The organism is Pseudomonas batumici, assembly GCF_000820515.1.
Classification (GTDB): domain Bacteria; phylum Pseudomonadota; class Gammaproteobacteria; order Pseudomonadales; family Pseudomonadaceae; genus Aquipseudomonas; species Aquipseudomonas batumici.
The window spans coordinates 189,527-203,521 of record NZ_JXDG01000068.1; the positions used below are offsets into that span (position 1 = coordinate 189,527).

Consider the following 13,995-nt stretch of genomic DNA (forward strand, 5'->3'; position numbering starts at 1 on the left):
TTCACGCCGGCAGCGGCGATGCCAGCAAACGCTTGTCCAGCAGGCCCAGGCCTTCCTGGAACAACTGGTTACTGCGCTCGGTGTCACCCAGCTGGGCCAGCAGGCGCGCCAGCTCCGCGCAGGCTTCGGGATGGCGTTGCACCCGCAGACTGCTTTCCAGGTAGTCGCGGGCCTTGCCCCACAGACTGTTTTGCAGACTCAGGCGCCCCAGCGTCAGCAGCAGGCCGGCATCCTCCGGATGCTCCTTCAGCCAGCCCTCCGCGGTCTGCAACTGACGGGCCGGGTCACGTCCACGCAACAATCCGTACAACCGCGCCAGGTGGCTGTCGTACTGGCGCTTGAGGGCCTCGCGCAGCGCTTCTTCGGCCTGGGCATCGGCACCGAGCTGACGCAGCTGCTCGGCATAGGCCAACACCAATTGCGGCTCCTGGCGCTGGGCCGAGCTCAATTGTTGCCAGGCACGATCCAGCGCTTGCAGGCCCGCTTCGCCCTCCTCGCGCCGGGCCGCCAGGCTCAGGTTCTCACCCCAGGCCCGACGCTCCAGTTCAGCCAACTCGCCCTTCCCCAGCACCTTGTCCTTGCGCAGCTCCGGCAACAGGCGGATCAGCGCCGACCAGTCGCCGCGCTGCTGATACAGGCGCTGCAACTGGCGCAGGACCTGAATACTGTGGGGATGACGATCGTGCATGGCTTGCAGGGTATTCAACGCCCCGTCGCTGTCGCCACGGTCCACTTGCAACTGCGCGTGACTGAGGGCAATGGCCAACTCGGCCTGGGGCTGACGATCCAGGGCACGCTCCAGCAGGTTGTCGCACTCCTCGTGCTTGCCTTGTTCGTTCGCCGCCCGCGCCGCGCCGAGGTAGTACAGCAGCGGCTGGCGCTCGGCCTCGGCGGCACGCAGCAAATGGCGCTGGGCGCTGGCCCAGCGGCCCTCGGCCAGGTCCATCTGGCCCTGTTCGATGGCCAGCTGGGTACGGCGACTGCGATTGCGTCGGGACCAGGGATTGGCCACGGAACTCGAGGTGGTCACCAATCCCACCAGGAACTTCACCGACCACAGCACCAGCCATGCCAGCACCAGCACGGCCAGGAAGGCCCACAGGCTGGATTCGTAACGGAAGCTGTCATAGGCGATCAGGACGTAGCCCGCGTGCCGCGAGATCGCATAGCCGAGGCCGGCCGCAATGGCGATGACCAGCACCAGGATCAGCAGGAAACGCTTCATGGGCTGGTCTCCTCGGCCGGGGTCGCATTGCTGCTGACCGGGGTCTCGATCTCGACATGCCGCCGCTCGAGATAGGCCTGCACCGCCGCCAGGGTCCCGGCCAGGTCCGGTGTGACCACGGTCACCGGCTGCTTGCTCAGCTCGGCCAGGCGCTCGAGCATGATCTTGCTCTGGGGATTGTCCGGATTGAAGCTGCCGACCAACACGTCCCGGGCTTCGGTCAACGCCTGGGTGTAGACCCCGGCCTGGCCGTTCAAGGCGGCCCACTGGGCCTGTTCCAGGGCCAGGCTCAGGGCCAGGCGGACCTGCGTCAGGCTCTGCCCGGCGAGCAACGGCCGGATGTTCTTGTTGGCATTGAAGTCGATGCGGATATAACGCGAGATCTCGTCCCACCACACGGCCCAGCGGCTGGCGCCATCGCCGTCGGCGGTCAGGCCGAGCAAGGAGTCGCCGCGATCCTTGTACTCCGGCGCCAGTTCGTTGAGCTGGGTCACCTGGTTGCGCAAGGCCCCCAGTTGCAGGAACAGGCCGGTGCGGTCCGGCTGCTCGGTGCTGCGCAGCGCGGCGAGGCTCTTGGCCACCTGCTCGCGGGCGGCAAAGGAACCCGGATCGTTCTGTTCACGCAGGATATCGTCGGCACCCTGCACCAGGGCCAGGGCACTGGTGATGTCCTGCAAGGCCGACAAGCGCAGGCTGGCCAGGCGCAGCAGGTGCTCGGCCTCGGCCAGGCGCCAGTCCTTGCGGCTGGCACCCAGCACGCTTTCCAGCCGCTGGCTCAGGCGCTGTTGATCGCCCTGCAACTGCGTGACCAGGCGACGGCGCTCTTCCAGCTCGCCGGCAGCCGGCAACTGATCCAGGCGCGCGGCCAGTCGCTGTTCGCTCAGCTTGAGGGACTGCGCCTGACTGTCCAGGTCTTGCAGTTGCCCCGTCTGCTGCTGGTGATTGGCTTGCAGGTTGCGCACCTGCCAGACGCCCCAGCCACCCGCCGCCACGCCGGCAGCGCCGAGCAACAGGGCGAGGATCGCCAGGCCATTGCCACGGCGCGCCACGGGCGCCGCCGGCGGTTGAACCGGGGCATCGACCACCGGCTGGGCTTCTTCTTTGGGCAAGGCTGTTTCGCTCACGTGTCCATCCTTTGCATTCTAGAGAGCGGGTACGGGATGCTCCCGCAACGCCGCTAGCAAAGCCGTGGCACTGGCACCACGGCAATCCACCACATATCGAGCCCCCGCGGCGCGTGCCATCTCGGCCACCCGCGGGCTTGGAACAAACAACGGCAGGCGCGCCAGTTCCGGCCAGGCCGTCGCCGCCAGCTGGTGCAGGTGTTCAAAGCCCTGCCCACTGCTGACCACCAGGGCGTTCAGGCGTTCCGTCGAGACACGCTGTGCCAGGACGCCTTCGGCATAGTCGGGCAAGCACCGACGGTACAACTCAAGGTAGTCGACACTAACACCCTGGCTGCGCAAACGCTCGGCCAGCAGCTCGCGCCCGCCCTCGCCACGCAGGATCAAGACCCGCGGTTCGGGGTGCGCCAGCGCCTGCTGCAGCGCCGGCAAGGCCAGCAGGGCCTCACTGTCGTCGCCCTCGGCCGGATAAGCAACCTCGAGGCCGTAATCGGCGAGTATCCCGGCGGTCGCGGCGCCGACCGTGAACCATTTCAGAAAGGGCGGCTGCGGCCAGTACTGGTCCACCAGTTCGACTGCCAGGCGCGCCGCCGGCTTGCTGACCACGATCACCGCCTGGTAGTGGGCCAGGTCGTAGATCATCGCCCGCCCAGCCCCGTCGACCGGCAAGGGCTCGATCTCCAGCAACGGCAGGCTGCTGCTGAAAACCCCGTCTTCGGCCAGGGCGCTCGCCAGCTCCGCTGACTCTGACGCCGGCCGGGTCAACAACAGGCGCCAGCCGCTCACTCTTCGCCGGCCTCGCCGTAGACCGCCTGGAGAATCGCATCCGCGCCCTGCGCCAGCAGCGCCTGCGCAACCTGGACGCCAAGGGCCTCGGCCTCGCCTCGCGGGGCACGGGCATCGGCGCTGAGCAACAGGCCGCCATTGGGATCGCCGACCAGGCCACGCAGCCAGACCTGATCGCCTTCGAGCACGGCGTAACAGGCAATCGGCACCTGGCAGCCGCCATTCAGATGCTTGTTCAAGGCGCGCTCGGCGGTGACCCGCACGGCGGTGTCGGGATGGTGCAGCGGTGCCAGCAGGGCATGAATTTCCGTGTCGGCGCTGCGGCACTCGATGCCCACCGCGCCCTGGCCACCGGCCGGCAGGCTGTCTTCGACACTGATGGCCGAGGTGATGCGGTCTTCGAAGCCGAGCCGGATCAGGCCGGCCGCGGCGAGGATGATGGCGTCGTATTCGCCGGCGTCCAGCTTGGCCAGGCGGGTATTGACGTTGCCCCGCAGGAAGCGGATCTGCAGATCGGGCCGACGGCTCAGCAATTGTGCCTGGCGCCGCAGGCTCGAGGTGCCGACCACGCTGCCGGCGGGCAGCGCGTCAAGACTGGCGAAGGTGTTGGAAACGAAGGCATCGCGCGGGTCTTCGCGCTCACAGATGCAGAATAGGCCGAGACCTTCGGGGAAATCCATCGGCACGTCTTTCATCGAATGCACGGCGATATCGGCCTCGTGCTCGAGCAGCGCGGTTTCCAGCTCCTTGACGAACAGTCCCTTGCCGCCGATTTTCGACAGCGGCGAGTCCAGCAGCTTGTCGCCGCGACTGACCATGGGCACCAGGATGACCGACAGGCCGGGATGGGCCTGCTCCAGGCGGGCCTTGACGTATTCGGCCTGCCACAGGGCCAGTGCGCTCTTACGGGTAGCGATGCGGATTTCGCGAGAAGACATGGATCGATCCGTACTGAATAGATACGGCAGATAATAACAGCTCGGCCCGCCCCGCTTTGACTTGTATCAGCCAATACGCGGCCTTCCCGGCCTGGAAATACCCGGTGGACGGTACCTTGCGCCTTGCGCAAGGCACGGATTAAAGCTGTTGCATCATCTTGCGCACGCCCGCGACATGGCGCCGGCTGACGATCAGCGCATCGCCGTTGAGGCCCTTGAGAAACAGCTGGAAATGTCCCAGCGGCGTCCGTTGCAGCCGCTCGATGCGTTCGCGGGCCACCAGCGCGTTGCGGTGAATACGCACGAAGCGGTCGCCGAATTCGTCTTCCAGGGCCTTCAACGGCTCATCCAGCAGCACCTCGCCGCCTTCGTGGCGCAAGGTCACGTACTTGTGATCGGCGATGAAGTAGATCACCTGGTCCAGCGGAATCAGCTCGATGCCCTTGCGGGTGCGGGCGCTGATGTGAGTACGCGGGCCGGTACCGGATTCGGCGGCGGGACGCGTCAAGGCCGCCAGTTGCACACGGTTGGGACGCTCGGCCTTCTTCAGCGCTTCGAGCAGGTGCTCGGCACGCACGGGCTTGACCAGGTAACCCACGGCGCTGACCTGGAACGCTTCCAGGGCAAATTCATCATGGGCGGTGCAGAACACCACGGCGGGGGGAGCTTCGCGCTCGCACAACCGGGCGGCCACCTGCAGGCCGTCGAGGCCGGGCATGCGGATGTCGAGCAAGACGACATCGGGCCTGAGGCTGTCGATCAGGGTCAATGCCTCTTCGCCATTAGTGGCGCTGGGCTCCAGGACACTGTAACCCTCGAGCTCGCCGACCAAACGGTTCAGGCGCTCGCGGGCCAGGGGTTCGTCATCAACGATCAGGACATTCATATTGCACTGGATTCCTGCGTGAGTCTCGCACAAGGATAGCGTAGACAGGTGAAGTGACGACCGTCACGGCGATCCACGCTAAGACTAGCGCGAGGTCCGAAAAGTGCCGTAAGTCGGGCACCGATATTCGTCAGCGCCAATTGAGTACCGCTCGACACCTGCCGCAGTGCGACATCGTCGCAGGGATTGCTGATACACAATATGAACTCTCCCTCTTCATAGTCGGCTTCGACCCTGACCACGCCGCCTTCGATGCGCGGTGCGATGCCGTAGATCAGAGCGTTTTCCAACAGTGGTTGCAAGGTTAAATGCGGGATCGGCAAATCCTCTGGAATTGTGCCCACCCTCCAGTCCAACTGTAGACGGTTGCCAAGACGATATTGCTCAATTGACAAATATCGTTGCGCTAATTCCAGCTCGTCCCCCCAGGACACCAGGTTGCCGGGTTTGGCGAGACTGGCGCGGAACAGGTCGGATAGATCCAGCACGGCCTGCTCGGCCTGCTGCGGATCGGTCGCCACCAGGCTCGCAATGCTGTTCAGGCTGTTGAATAGGAAGTGCGGACGGATCCTCGCCTGCAAGGCCTCGATGCGGGCCTGCGACTCCACCTGCTGCTGGCGACGCCACTGACTCAGCAAGTAAAAGTAACGCAACATCAGGACCGACATGATGAGGCTGATCAAGCCATGGCGCAGATAGCGCCAGGCCCTACCTTCGCCCGAGGGCGGGCCCGCCAGGGAAAAATACTCGGTCAGGCCGGTGCCGGCCAGGCTCAAGCCGACCACCAGGGCACAACACAACCCGCCGGCCAGCCCCGGACGCAAGCGCGCCAGCCAGGCCCGCGAGCCACACAACAAGGCCGCCGACAACAGCACGATCCATTGCACATACAAGGAAGTCAGCGCCAGGCGCATCCAGCCGAAGCCGACGGGCATCGGTTCGGCCAGCACCAGCACCATCACCAGCAATTCGGCCAGGACCACCAGCACCAGCAGCGCCTCGGGCAGGCAGAGTTCCGGGAGGAAGAATTCCTGGGTCGCGGACGCCTCACGCCCGTCGTTCGATCGTGAAATAGGCATGGCGCCCAGTCTCTGCGCAGGCACCCGCGGCGACAAGCCGCCCGACAGATTCGGTCGAAATATAATTCGCCGATGCCGGATACCTACCCTGTGCAAGCCGGCTGGCGACAATAACGGCTGCCGGGGCGCTTCACCGCCCGGGACAAGCCGACGTCCAAGGGGGCGCTGGTGTTTTCGATATCGCGCCGGCCTGGCTGACGGGCATTGGCGCAACCCTGCTATGATCGGCGACAACTTTTCCGGCAACCCACTTTCAGCAGATCACGAGCGAATCCATGAGCACCGACAAGACCAATCAGTCCTGGGGCGGCCGCTTCAGTGAACCCGTCGACGCCTTCGTCGCACGCTTCACCGCCTCCGTCACGTTCGACCAGCGCCTCTATCGTCACGACATCATGGGCTCCATCGCCCACGCCACGATGCTGGCCAAGGTCGGCGTGCTGACCGACGCCGAGCGCGACAGCATCGTCGACGGCCTGACCACCATCCAGGGCGAAATCGAGGCCGGCCAGTTCGACTGGCGCGTGGACCTGGAAGATGTGCACATGAATATCGAAGCGCGCCTGACCGACCGTATCGGCATCACCGGCAAGAAGCTGCACACCGGCCGCAGCCGTAACGACCAGGTGGCCACCGATATCCGCCTGTGGCTGCGCGACGAGATCGACCTGATCCTGGCTGAAATCACCCGCCTGCAGAAAGGCCTGCTGGAACAGGCCGAGCGCGAAGCCGACAGCATCATGCCGGGCTTCACTCACCTGCAGACCGCCCAGCCGGTGACCTTCGGGCACCACATGCTGGCCTGGTTCGAAATGCTCAGCCGCGACTACGAGCGCCTGGTCGACTGCCGCAAGCGCACCAACCGCATGCCACTGGGCAGTGCGGCGCTGGCCGGCACCACCTACCCGATCGACCGTGAATACACCGCCCAGTTGCTGGGTTTCGACGCGGTCGGCGGCAACTCCCTGGACAACGTCTCGGATCGAGACTTCGCCATCGAGTTCTGCTCGGCGGCCAGCATCGCGATGATGCACCTGTCGCGTTTCTCCGAAGAGCTGGTGCTGTGGACCAGCGCGCAGTTCCAGTTCATCGACCTGCCGGACCGTTTCTGCACCGGCAGCTCGATCATGCCCCAGAAGAAGAACCCCGACGTACCGGAGCTGGTTCGCGGCAAGACCGGCCGGGTGTTCGGTGCCCTGATGGGCCTGCTGACCCTGATGAAAGGCCAGCCGCTGGCCTACAACAAGGACAACCAGGAAGACAAGGAACCGCTGTTCGACGCCGCCGACACCCTGCGCGATTCGCTGCGGGCGTTTGCCGACATGATTCCGGCGATCAAGCCCAAGCACGCGATGATGCGCGAGGCGGCCCTGCGCGGTTTCTCCACCGCCACCGACCTGGCGGATTACCTGGTGCGGCGTGGCCTGCCATTCCGTGACTGCCACGAAATCGTTGGCCATGCAGTGAAGTACGGCGTGGACACCGGCAAGGACCTGGCGGAAATGAGCCTGGAAGAACTGCGCCAGTTCAGCGACCAGATCGACCAGGACGTGTTTGCGGTCTTGACCCTGGAAGGCTCGGTCAATGCCCGTAATCACATCGGCGGGACGGCACCGGCGCAAGTGAAGGCAGCGGTCGTTCGCGGCCAGGCGTTGCTCGCCAGCCGCTGACCCTGACTTGTAGGAGCAGAACTTGCTCGCGAAGGGGCCCTTAAGGCCGCCAAAAGCTTCGCGAGCCAGCTCGGCTCCTACAGAACGGTGTTTTTTCTTATTGCTTGGCAGCAATCATCGCCAGGAACGCCGGCATCGCCGCGTCCTTGTCCGCCGCGATCCGCTGCACATTCGGCCACTGATGCAGGCGCTCCAGCAACGCCTTGGCCTCGGGCATATCCGCCAACAAATCGATCCCGAACAGTATCTGGCCAACCTCGCAAGCCACGTCGACGCTGTAGAGAAAGTAGATATCCGCCATGCTGAACTCGCTGCCCGCCACATAAGGCGCGAACGCGCCATGGCGCTTGAGCGCGGCGAAGCCCAGGAGCAATTCGGCCCGGGTCTTCTCCTTGATCGCCTCCGGCAACACCATCCCGAAGAACGCCTCGCCGAACGACGCCCGCGCCGGCAACTCGATGTACAACTCGATTTCCTTGGCCAGCGCCAACACCCGGGCACGCTGGAAAGGATCGGCCGGCAACAGTTTCACCCCCGGCTGGGTGTCATCGATATAGGGCAGGATCACTGCGGTTTCGTTGACGAACCCCTGCGGGGTGCCCAGCACCGGGACCTTCCCCCGTGGGCTGATCGCCAGGGCCTCCGGGCTCTGCCCGGCATAGAACGGCACTTCCTCGAAGGGCAGGTCCTTTTCCAGCAGCGCCAGCTTGACCATGTTGTAGTAGTTGCTGACCGCAAATCCATAAAGCTTGAGCATCACAAAGCCTCCAGGCCGTGCAGGGGATTGGCCCGAGCAGTTATAGAACCTCGAACGCTCTCTTGCCAGCGGCATCACCCCCTGAATGCAGTTAAACTGGCGGCCTTTCCTTGAGGAGTCCGCCATGAGCGAGCCAACCGATATCGACAACGACGACGAAGCGTTCGCCGAGAGCACCCTGACCCAGGCCATCGAAAACCAGATCGAGACCGACAACCCGCCGGCGGCCAAGGCGACCTTCAACAAGCTGACCCTGGTGGGCTACGAGCGCGAAGAGATCCTCAACCTCATGGCCCATGTGCTGGCGGTGGAGATCGATGCGATGCTCGATGAGGATCGCCCGTTCAATACCCAATGGTACGAGAGCGCATTGCGTGCCTTGCCCGAGCTGCCGCCCGAGAACTCGTGAATCCACTGGATTTGCAGCGCCCCCTGTCTACACTGAAAACGCCCCGCCACAACCCGGGCCCGGGGCGTTGTACCCACCGTCCGGCCGCCTACGCATCGAATGCTGGACAGAGCGCCCAACTGCGATCACCTTAGGGGCGCTGTCGTCCAATAATTCCTAGAAAGTCTGGAGTCCTTATGTCGTATACCCCTGAGTTGGTTGCCGAACTGGAAATCCTTGCACTGTTCAATCTGGACAATTCCCAGGAAGGCCTGAAGATTCATCAGACTGCCGCGCCAAAAGCCATCGCCGCCGCCCAACGTCTGTTCGAGAAAGAACTCATCACCCAACCCGACGGCGGTTACCTGACCAGCCTGGGCCGTGACGCAGCCGAGCATGCCCAGGGCCTGCTGACCATCCTGGCCGTCAAAGAAACCGCCTGACCCCTCGCCGCGCCCACGGGATCTCCTCCTGCCGGATCTCGCGGGCGCCGACGAAAAATGCCGGAAAACCGGCGTCAAGAAAAATCTGTTTAAACGTCCTGCCTCTTCGGCGCTAAACTGCGACCCTTGCGACCCCCTTCCTTTCGAGACCCGCAAGCCGGTTTGAGTGAGACATGACGCGTACCCACGAAATTCGCCCGAACCTGGACGAGGGAATCGATCGCAAAGTCCTCAGCCAGCTGCGCGCGCGTTTCCTGAAACTCAACCAGGGGCGCCTGGACCGTGCCCTCGAAGGCCTGTCGCCGCGCCAACAGGTGGTGCTGAACCTGCTGCCGCTGTTTTTCCACGTCAATCACCCCCTGCTGCCCGGCTATGTCTCGGGCAGCACCCCGGCCGGGCTGTCGGGCTATGAGCCCGACGAACTGGCCCTGGCCGAAGCCCAGCGCCTGACTCGCTCGTTTTCCTACAAGACCCGCCACGGCAATCCACCGCGACCGATCCACGGCCTGTTCCTGATGGGCAGCCTCGGCACCCTGGCCCAGGCCGAGCAGAGCGACATGGATGTGTGGGTCTGCCACGCCAGCGAACTGAGCCCGGGCGAACTCGCCGAACTGCGCAAGAAGTGCCAGTTGCTGGAGGACTGGGCCGCCAGCCAGGGCGCCGAGGCGCATTTCTTCCTGATCGATCCGAGCCGCTTCGTGCGCGGCGAGCGCGACGCGCAACTGAGTTCGGAAGACTGCGGCACCACCCAGCATTACCTGTTGCTGGACGAGTTCTACCGCACCGCGATCTGGCTCGCCGGGCGCACGCCGCTGTGGTGGCTGGTGCCGGTGTACGAGGAGCGGCGCTACGACCAGTACACCCACACCTTGTTGTCCAAGCGCTTCATCGGCGCCAACGAGACCCTCGACCTCGGCCACCTGGCCCGGATCCCGCCGGGAGAATTCATCGGCGCCGGGCTCTGGCAACTGTTCAAGGGCATCGAGTCACCCTACAAATCGGTACTCAAGCTGCTGCTGATCGAGGTCTACGCCAGCGAGCATCCGCAAGTCGAGTGCTTGAGCCTGCGCTTCAAGCAGGCGGTGTTCGCCAATCACCTGGACCTCGACGAGCTGGACCCCTACATCGTGGTCTACCGGCGTATCGAGGAATACCTCAAGGCCCGCAACGAACCGGAACGCCTGGAACTGGTGCGGCGCAGCCTGTACCTGAAGGTCAACCGCAAACTCACTGGCCAGAGCGCGCGCAACCAGAGCTGGCAGCGTCAGCTGCTGACGCGGCTGGCCAGCGAATGGGGCTGGGACCGCCGGCAACTGGCGCTGCTCGACAGCCGCAGCCAGTGGAAAGTCCGCCAGGTCAGCGCCGAACGCCGGGCGCTGGTCAACGAACTCAACTACAGCTACCGCTTCCTGACCCAGTTCGTCCGCACCGAACAGGCGGTCAGCCTGATCAACAAGCGCGACCTCAATGTCCTCGGCCGCCGCCTGTACGCCGCGTTCGAGCGCAAGGCCGGGAAGATCGAGTTCATCAACCCCGGCATCGCCCCGGACCTGGCCGAAGACACCCTCACCCTGGTCCAGTCGCCCAACCGCAAGGAGCCGGGGCACACCTACTGGAGCCTGTACAACGGCAGCCTGAACGCCCTGGAATGGGAAAATTTCGCCCCGATCAAGCGCAGCCGCGAGCTGCTGGAACTGCTGACCTGGTGCCACCGCAATGGCGTCATCGACAGCAGCACGCGCCTGTCCCTGCACCCCGGCAGCAGCGACCTGACCGAGTTCGAACTGTTCAACCTGCTGGGCAGCCTGCAACAGACACTCGCCCTGCCGCTGGGCAGCGTCGGCGAGGAACAGTTGCTGCGCCCCAGCATCCCGGCCGACGTGCTGATCCTGGTGAACGTCGGGGTGGACCCGCTCAAGCATCACCGCGACCTGAATATACTGATGACCACCGAGCGCACCGACTCCCTGAGTTACGCCGGCGTCAGGGAGAACCTGGTGCTGACTCTCGACCAGGTCACGCTCAACAGCTGGAACGAAGTGCTGATCAAGCGTTACCACGGCCCTCACGCACTGCTCGAATGCGTGCGCGATTACCTCAACCATCTGCCGATCGGTCGCGAACTGCCGCGATTGCGGGTGCGCTGCTTCTGCCACAACCGCGCGCAGTTCATCGCCCAACGGGTGGAAGAAGTACTCGACACGGCCCAGGACCTGCTGCTCGGCCATCTCAACCATCGTTACCTGGTCCAGATCCAGCAGCGCTATCACGTGCTGGAACTGCTGCAGAGCCATGTCAAGCACATCGCCCTGGACAGCCTGCCGGCGCTGCTCAACTACCTGAGCCAGGAGCTGTCCGCCTACAGCCCGCTGTACCTGGACATCCGGGCGCTGGAGGAGCACGACCTGGCCCTGGTGCTGCCCATGGGCCAGCCCGGCTGCGTGCAGGTGTTCTACCGGATCAACGAGACGTACGCCGAGCTGTACGTACTGGACGAGTTCAACGCCCTGTGGCAACAGCGCCTGCCCTTCCACGACGAGCAAAGCCTGCTGGTGCCGCTGCAACGCTTCCTGCAGTCGATCCTCTACCGCCGCGAAGCGCTGATGCCCATGGACACCACGCAGCCTTCGGTGGCGTTGGAAACCCTGTACTACCAGTTGCTGCCCTCGGCCCCGGGGCGGGCGCGCCGGATTGAAACCCGGCCGGCGCCGCAGACGCCGGTCAACAAGCCGTTCTATGACGTCCAGGCGATTGTCGGCAAGGCCGGGACGAACGAAGTCCAGGTCAGCCTGTACTGCAATCAGCGGGAGTTTTCCGAACTGGAATACGGCGACCAGCTGTTTATCACGGTCGCCAAGGAAATCGTCGGGCAGCGCCAGGAAGTCGAACGCTACCGCTGCTACATCACCGACCTGGACCTGAGCGCGCTGATCGGTGACGGACAGGGTTCGAGCAATCTCTACCTGCGCTACAAGGCCGAGCTGGAAAGCGCGCTGAACCTGGCGCTGGAGCAGATCTGAGGGCATCCCTGACGAAAGCCCGCGGTCGGGCTACTCGCGGCGGCACCCGGCCGAGGACGCCGCAGCGGGCTCAGAGGTGGAAATCACCGGCGGCTTCCGGCTGATACTCCACTTCCAGCAGGTTCAGCTTCAGGGTTTTGCCGCCCGGGGCCGGCCAGTCGATGTGCTGGCCGACCTGCAAACCGAGCAAGGCGCTGCCCACCGGCGCAAGAATGGAAATCCGCCCTTCATCGGCATTGGCATCCTGTGGATACACCAGGGTCAGGTGATAGTCCTTGCCGCTGCCTTCTTCCCGGCAATGCACCCGGGAGTTCATGGTCACCACCCCGGCCGGCACTTCTTCGTGACCGACCACGCTGTCGGCGCGGTCCAGTTCGGCTTGCAAGGCGATGACGCCGGGCAGCGTGTCATCCAGGCTGTCGATCAGGCGTTCCAGACGTTGCACGTCGAGGCGGGTGAGGATGATGGAAGGTGCGGTGCTCATGATCCAGGCAGACTCCTTTTTTCTGCACGATAAAAGCAAAACCCCGCCACGAAAGGCGGGGTTTTCACAGGCCTCGTCAACATGAGGCGTAGTCGGACACTACCACAGCGGCGTAAATACACAACCCGGAGAAAGCGCCCGGTCCCTGTGGAGAGATGGGGCCTGCATGGGAGAGGAATGACCTGTGGCAAGCCCCTGGCTACAGTGCCCCGCAGCCCGTCAGGCCTGCGCCTGGCGCTGCCGGGCCTGCTCGCAGATCACCCGGCGGCGCGCATCGTCCGCCGAGCGCCACTCGCGAATATCCTCGACGTGTCGAAAACAGCCGATACAAATTTTCTGCTCATCCAGCCGGCACAGACTCACGCAAGGCGACGGCACGGCCGGGCTGACGTTGCTGTACAACGGCTTGGCGGGGCGTACCGGGGCGGTTTGCTGCGTCACGCTCAGATCTCTTCGAAATCCAGGTTGATGTCGTCCTGCCCCTCGCCGAAGGGCTGGGTAAAGCGCGCCAGGATCTCGTTGAGCTTCTCTTCGCTCTTCACACAGAACCAATAGCTGCCGTCCTCATCCTCGTTGCTGCTTTCCTTGTACTCGAAGTGATAGCCGCCGGTGGGCTTGGACGTCGCCAGCCAAAGCTGGCGCAGTGGCTCCTGGCGGCTGAAGATCAGCTGGCTGCCGCCTTCGAACTTCACGGTGAGCACACCACCGGAGTTTTCCACGTCCACATCCAGACCGCTCTCGTCGAACACCTCTTCCAGGTTTTCCAGGGTGTTATCGACCAGATCGTGAAAACGGGCTTCAGTCAAACTCATTGCGCGAACCTCGAAAAATACCTGTCCCTTCAAGCGCCGCAAGATACGAGCACTCCCAGACGATTGCAAAGCATAACCACGTGGGGCCAAGAGTGACATCAATAATCGGCGCAACGGTGCCCTGACACCGCCGGACGGCCAGCGGCCCGCATAGGCAAGCCGCCGGGTGGCCGGTATACTCCGGCGCAATCAATGCTTTTTCAAAGGATTTCGCCATGAAGCGCCTGATCTCTTCCCTTGCTGCGCTCCTTGCGATCGCTTGCCTCGTCTCTGCCTGCGGCCAGAAAGGTCCGCTGTACCTGCCGGATGACAACCAGAATCCGAACGACCAGGCCAAGTCCTCGCAAACCAAAGCGCACCAGCACGACACCTCCTACTAAGGG

Annotated in this window: 16 protein-coding genes; 5 read left to right on the forward strand and 11 right to left on the reverse strand. The window is 64.1% G+C overall.

The annotated features are described in order from the left end of the window. Window position 1 precedes the first annotated feature (1 nt). The 6 genes from UCMB321_RS26465 to UCMB321_RS26490 form a co-directional block, all read right to left on the reverse strand. Window positions 2-1,225 carry a heme biosynthesis protein HemY gene (locus UCMB321_RS26465; RefSeq protein WP_040071647.1) on the reverse strand — a complete coding sequence of 408 codons (1,224 nt, stop codon included), beginning with the start codon at window positions 1,223-1,225 and terminating at the stop codon, window positions 2-4. Then, window positions 1,222-2,349 (reverse strand): uroporphyrinogen-III C-methyltransferase, encoded by a 1,128-nt coding sequence (locus tag UCMB321_RS31525; RefSeq protein ID WP_040071648.1) that lies wholly within the window; start codon window positions 2,347-2,349, stop codon window positions 1,222-1,224. Before UCMB321_RS31525 ends, UCMB321_RS26465 begins: the two co-directional genes overlap by 4 nt. An 18-nt stretch (window positions 2,350-2,367) precedes the next feature. Further along, on the reverse strand, window positions 2,368-3,135 hold the full coding sequence (locus tag UCMB321_RS31530; RefSeq protein ID WP_040071649.1) for a uroporphyrinogen-III synthase: 768 nt from the start codon (window positions 3,133-3,135) through the stop codon (window positions 2,368-2,370). Then, entirely contained in the window at window positions 3,132-4,073 is a 942-nt protein-coding gene (gene hemC / locus UCMB321_RS26480) for a hydroxymethylbilane synthase (RefSeq protein WP_040071650.1), read from the reverse strand. Before hemC ends, UCMB321_RS31530 begins: the two co-directional genes overlap by 4 nt. Window positions 4,074-4,212: 139 nt before the next feature. Continuing rightward, window positions 4,213-4,959: a LytR/AlgR family response regulator transcription factor gene (locus tag UCMB321_RS26485; protein ID WP_040071651.1), complete on the reverse strand. Its 747-nt coding sequence runs from the start codon at window positions 4,957-4,959 to the stop codon at window positions 4,213-4,215. Continuing rightward, window positions 4,956-6,038, reverse strand: a complete 1,083-nt coding sequence (locus UCMB321_RS26490; RefSeq protein ID WP_040071652.1) for a sensor histidine kinase — start codon at window positions 6,036-6,038, stop codon at window positions 4,956-4,958. The genes UCMB321_RS26485 and UCMB321_RS26490 overlap by 4 nt, the downstream gene beginning before the upstream one ends. A gap of 275 nt (window positions 6,039-6,313) precedes the next feature. Between UCMB321_RS26490 and argH the strand changes: the two genes are divergently transcribed. Next, window positions 6,314-7,708 carry an argininosuccinate lyase gene (gene argH, locus UCMB321_RS26495; protein ID WP_040071653.1) on the forward strand — a complete coding sequence of 465 codons (1,395 nt, stop codon included), beginning with the start codon at window positions 6,314-6,316 and terminating at the stop codon, window positions 7,706-7,708. A 97-nt stretch (window positions 7,709-7,805) separates the two neighbouring features. Here the strand turns inward: argH and UCMB321_RS26500 are convergent, their stop codons facing one another. Beyond that, window positions 7,806-8,465, reverse strand: coding sequence for a glutathione S-transferase family protein (locus UCMB321_RS26500; protein WP_040071654.1), 660 nt, complete (start codon window positions 8,463-8,465; stop codon window positions 7,806-7,808). A 124-nt stretch (window positions 8,466-8,589) separates the two neighbouring features. Here UCMB321_RS26500 and UCMB321_RS26505 point away from each other — a divergent pair, with 124 nt between their 5' ends. The 3 genes from UCMB321_RS26505 (at window position 8,590) to UCMB321_RS26515 (ending at window position 12,316) form a co-directional block, all read left to right on the forward strand. Continuing rightward, a complete protein-coding gene (locus UCMB321_RS26505; protein ID WP_040071655.1) occupies window positions 8,590-8,874 on the forward strand; it encodes a hypothetical protein in 285 nt (94 codons plus the stop codon). Window positions 8,875-9,050: 176 nt separating this feature from the next. Continuing rightward, complete coding sequence (locus UCMB321_RS26510; RefSeq protein WP_040071656.1) at window positions 9,051-9,296, forward strand: TIGR02647 family protein; 246 nt, start codon at window positions 9,051-9,053, stop codon at window positions 9,294-9,296. A 173-nt stretch (window positions 9,297-9,469) separates the two neighbouring features. Then, window positions 9,470-12,316, forward strand: coding sequence for a class I adenylate cyclase (locus tag UCMB321_RS26515; RefSeq protein WP_040071657.1), 2,847 nt, complete (start codon window positions 9,470-9,472; stop codon window positions 12,314-12,316). Window positions 12,317-12,386: 70 nt separating this feature from the next. On the opposite strand, the gene rnk is transcribed toward UCMB321_RS26515, so the two are convergent. The 4 genes from rnk to UCMB321_RS31115 form a co-directional block, all read right to left on the reverse strand. Beyond that, complete coding sequence (gene rnk, locus UCMB321_RS26520) at window positions 12,387-12,800, reverse strand: nucleoside diphosphate kinase regulator (protein WP_040071658.1); 414 nt, start codon at window positions 12,798-12,800, stop codon at window positions 12,387-12,389. 219 nt (window positions 12,801-13,019) lie between these two features. Next, complete coding sequence (locus UCMB321_RS26525) at window positions 13,020-13,241, reverse strand: DUF1289 domain-containing protein (RefSeq protein ID WP_040071659.1); 222 nt, start codon at window positions 13,239-13,241, stop codon at window positions 13,020-13,022. A 2-nt stretch (window positions 13,242-13,243) separates the two neighbouring features. Beyond that, window positions 13,244-13,612: an iron donor protein CyaY gene (cyaY, locus tag UCMB321_RS26530; protein ID WP_040071660.1), complete on the reverse strand. Its 369-nt coding sequence runs from the start codon at window positions 13,610-13,612 to the stop codon at window positions 13,244-13,246. Continuing rightward, on the reverse strand, window positions 13,599-13,829 hold the full coding sequence (locus UCMB321_RS31115) for a hypothetical protein (protein ID WP_167337465.1): 231 nt from the start codon (window positions 13,827-13,829) through the stop codon (window positions 13,599-13,601). The genes cyaY and UCMB321_RS31115 overlap by 14 nt, the downstream gene beginning before the upstream one ends. On the opposite strand from UCMB321_RS31115, the gene lptM reads away from it, so the two are divergent. After that, entirely contained in the window at window positions 13,828-13,992 is a 165-nt protein-coding gene (lptM, locus tag UCMB321_RS30400) for an LPS translocon maturation chaperone LptM (protein ID WP_040071661.1), read from the forward strand. The two genes, UCMB321_RS31115 and lptM, sit on opposite strands and share 2 nt — an antisense overlap. The last annotated feature ends 3 nt before the right edge of the window (window positions 13,993-13,995 follow it).

Excerpts from the sequence above, each read along its gene's own strand:
- UCMB321_RS31115 (WP_167337465.1), bottom strand. The coding sequence starts at position 13,829 with ATGGCGAAATCCTTTGAAAAAGCATTGATTGCGCCGGAGTATACCGGC.
- UCMB321_RS26485 (WP_040071651.1), bottom strand. The coding sequence starts at position 4,959 with ATGAATGTCCTGATCGTTGATGACGAACCCCTGGCCCGCGAGCGCCTG.
- UCMB321_RS26505 (WP_040071655.1), top strand. The coding sequence starts at position 8,590 with ATGAGCGAGCCAACCGATATCGACAACGACGACGAAGCGTTCGCCGAG.
- UCMB321_RS26500 (WP_040071654.1), bottom strand. The coding sequence starts at position 8,465 with ATGCTCAAGCTTTATGGATTTGCGGTCAGCAACTACTACAACATGGTC.
- UCMB321_RS26465 (WP_040071647.1), bottom strand. The coding sequence starts at position 1,225 with ATGAAGCGTTTCCTGCTGATCCTGGTGCTGGTCATCGCCATTGCGGCC.
- UCMB321_RS26510 (WP_040071656.1), top strand. The coding sequence starts at position 9,051 with ATGTCGTATACCCCTGAGTTGGTTGCCGAACTGGAAATCCTTGCACTG.
- UCMB321_RS26515 (WP_040071657.1), top strand. The coding sequence starts at position 9,470 with ATGACGCGTACCCACGAAATTCGCCCGAACCTGGACGAGGGAATCGAT.
- hemC (WP_040071650.1), bottom strand. The coding sequence starts at position 4,073 with ATGTCTTCTCGCGAAATCCGCATCGCTACCCGTAAGAGCGCACTGGCC.
- argH (WP_040071653.1), top strand. The coding sequence starts at position 6,314 with ATGAGCACCGACAAGACCAATCAGTCCTGGGGCGGCCGCTTCAGTGAA.
- cyaY (WP_040071660.1), bottom strand. The coding sequence starts at position 13,612 with ATGAGTTTGACTGAAGCCCGTTTTCACGATCTGGTCGATAACACCCTG.
- rnk (WP_040071658.1), bottom strand. The coding sequence starts at position 12,800 with ATGAGCACCGCACCTTCCATCATCCTCACCCGCCTCGACGTGCAACGT.
- UCMB321_RS26490 (WP_040071652.1), bottom strand. The coding sequence starts at position 6,038 with ATGCCTATTTCACGATCGAACGACGGGCGTGAGGCGTCCGCGACCCAG.
- lptM (WP_040071661.1), top strand. The coding sequence starts at position 13,828 with ATGAAGCGCCTGATCTCTTCCCTTGCTGCGCTCCTTGCGATCGCTTGC.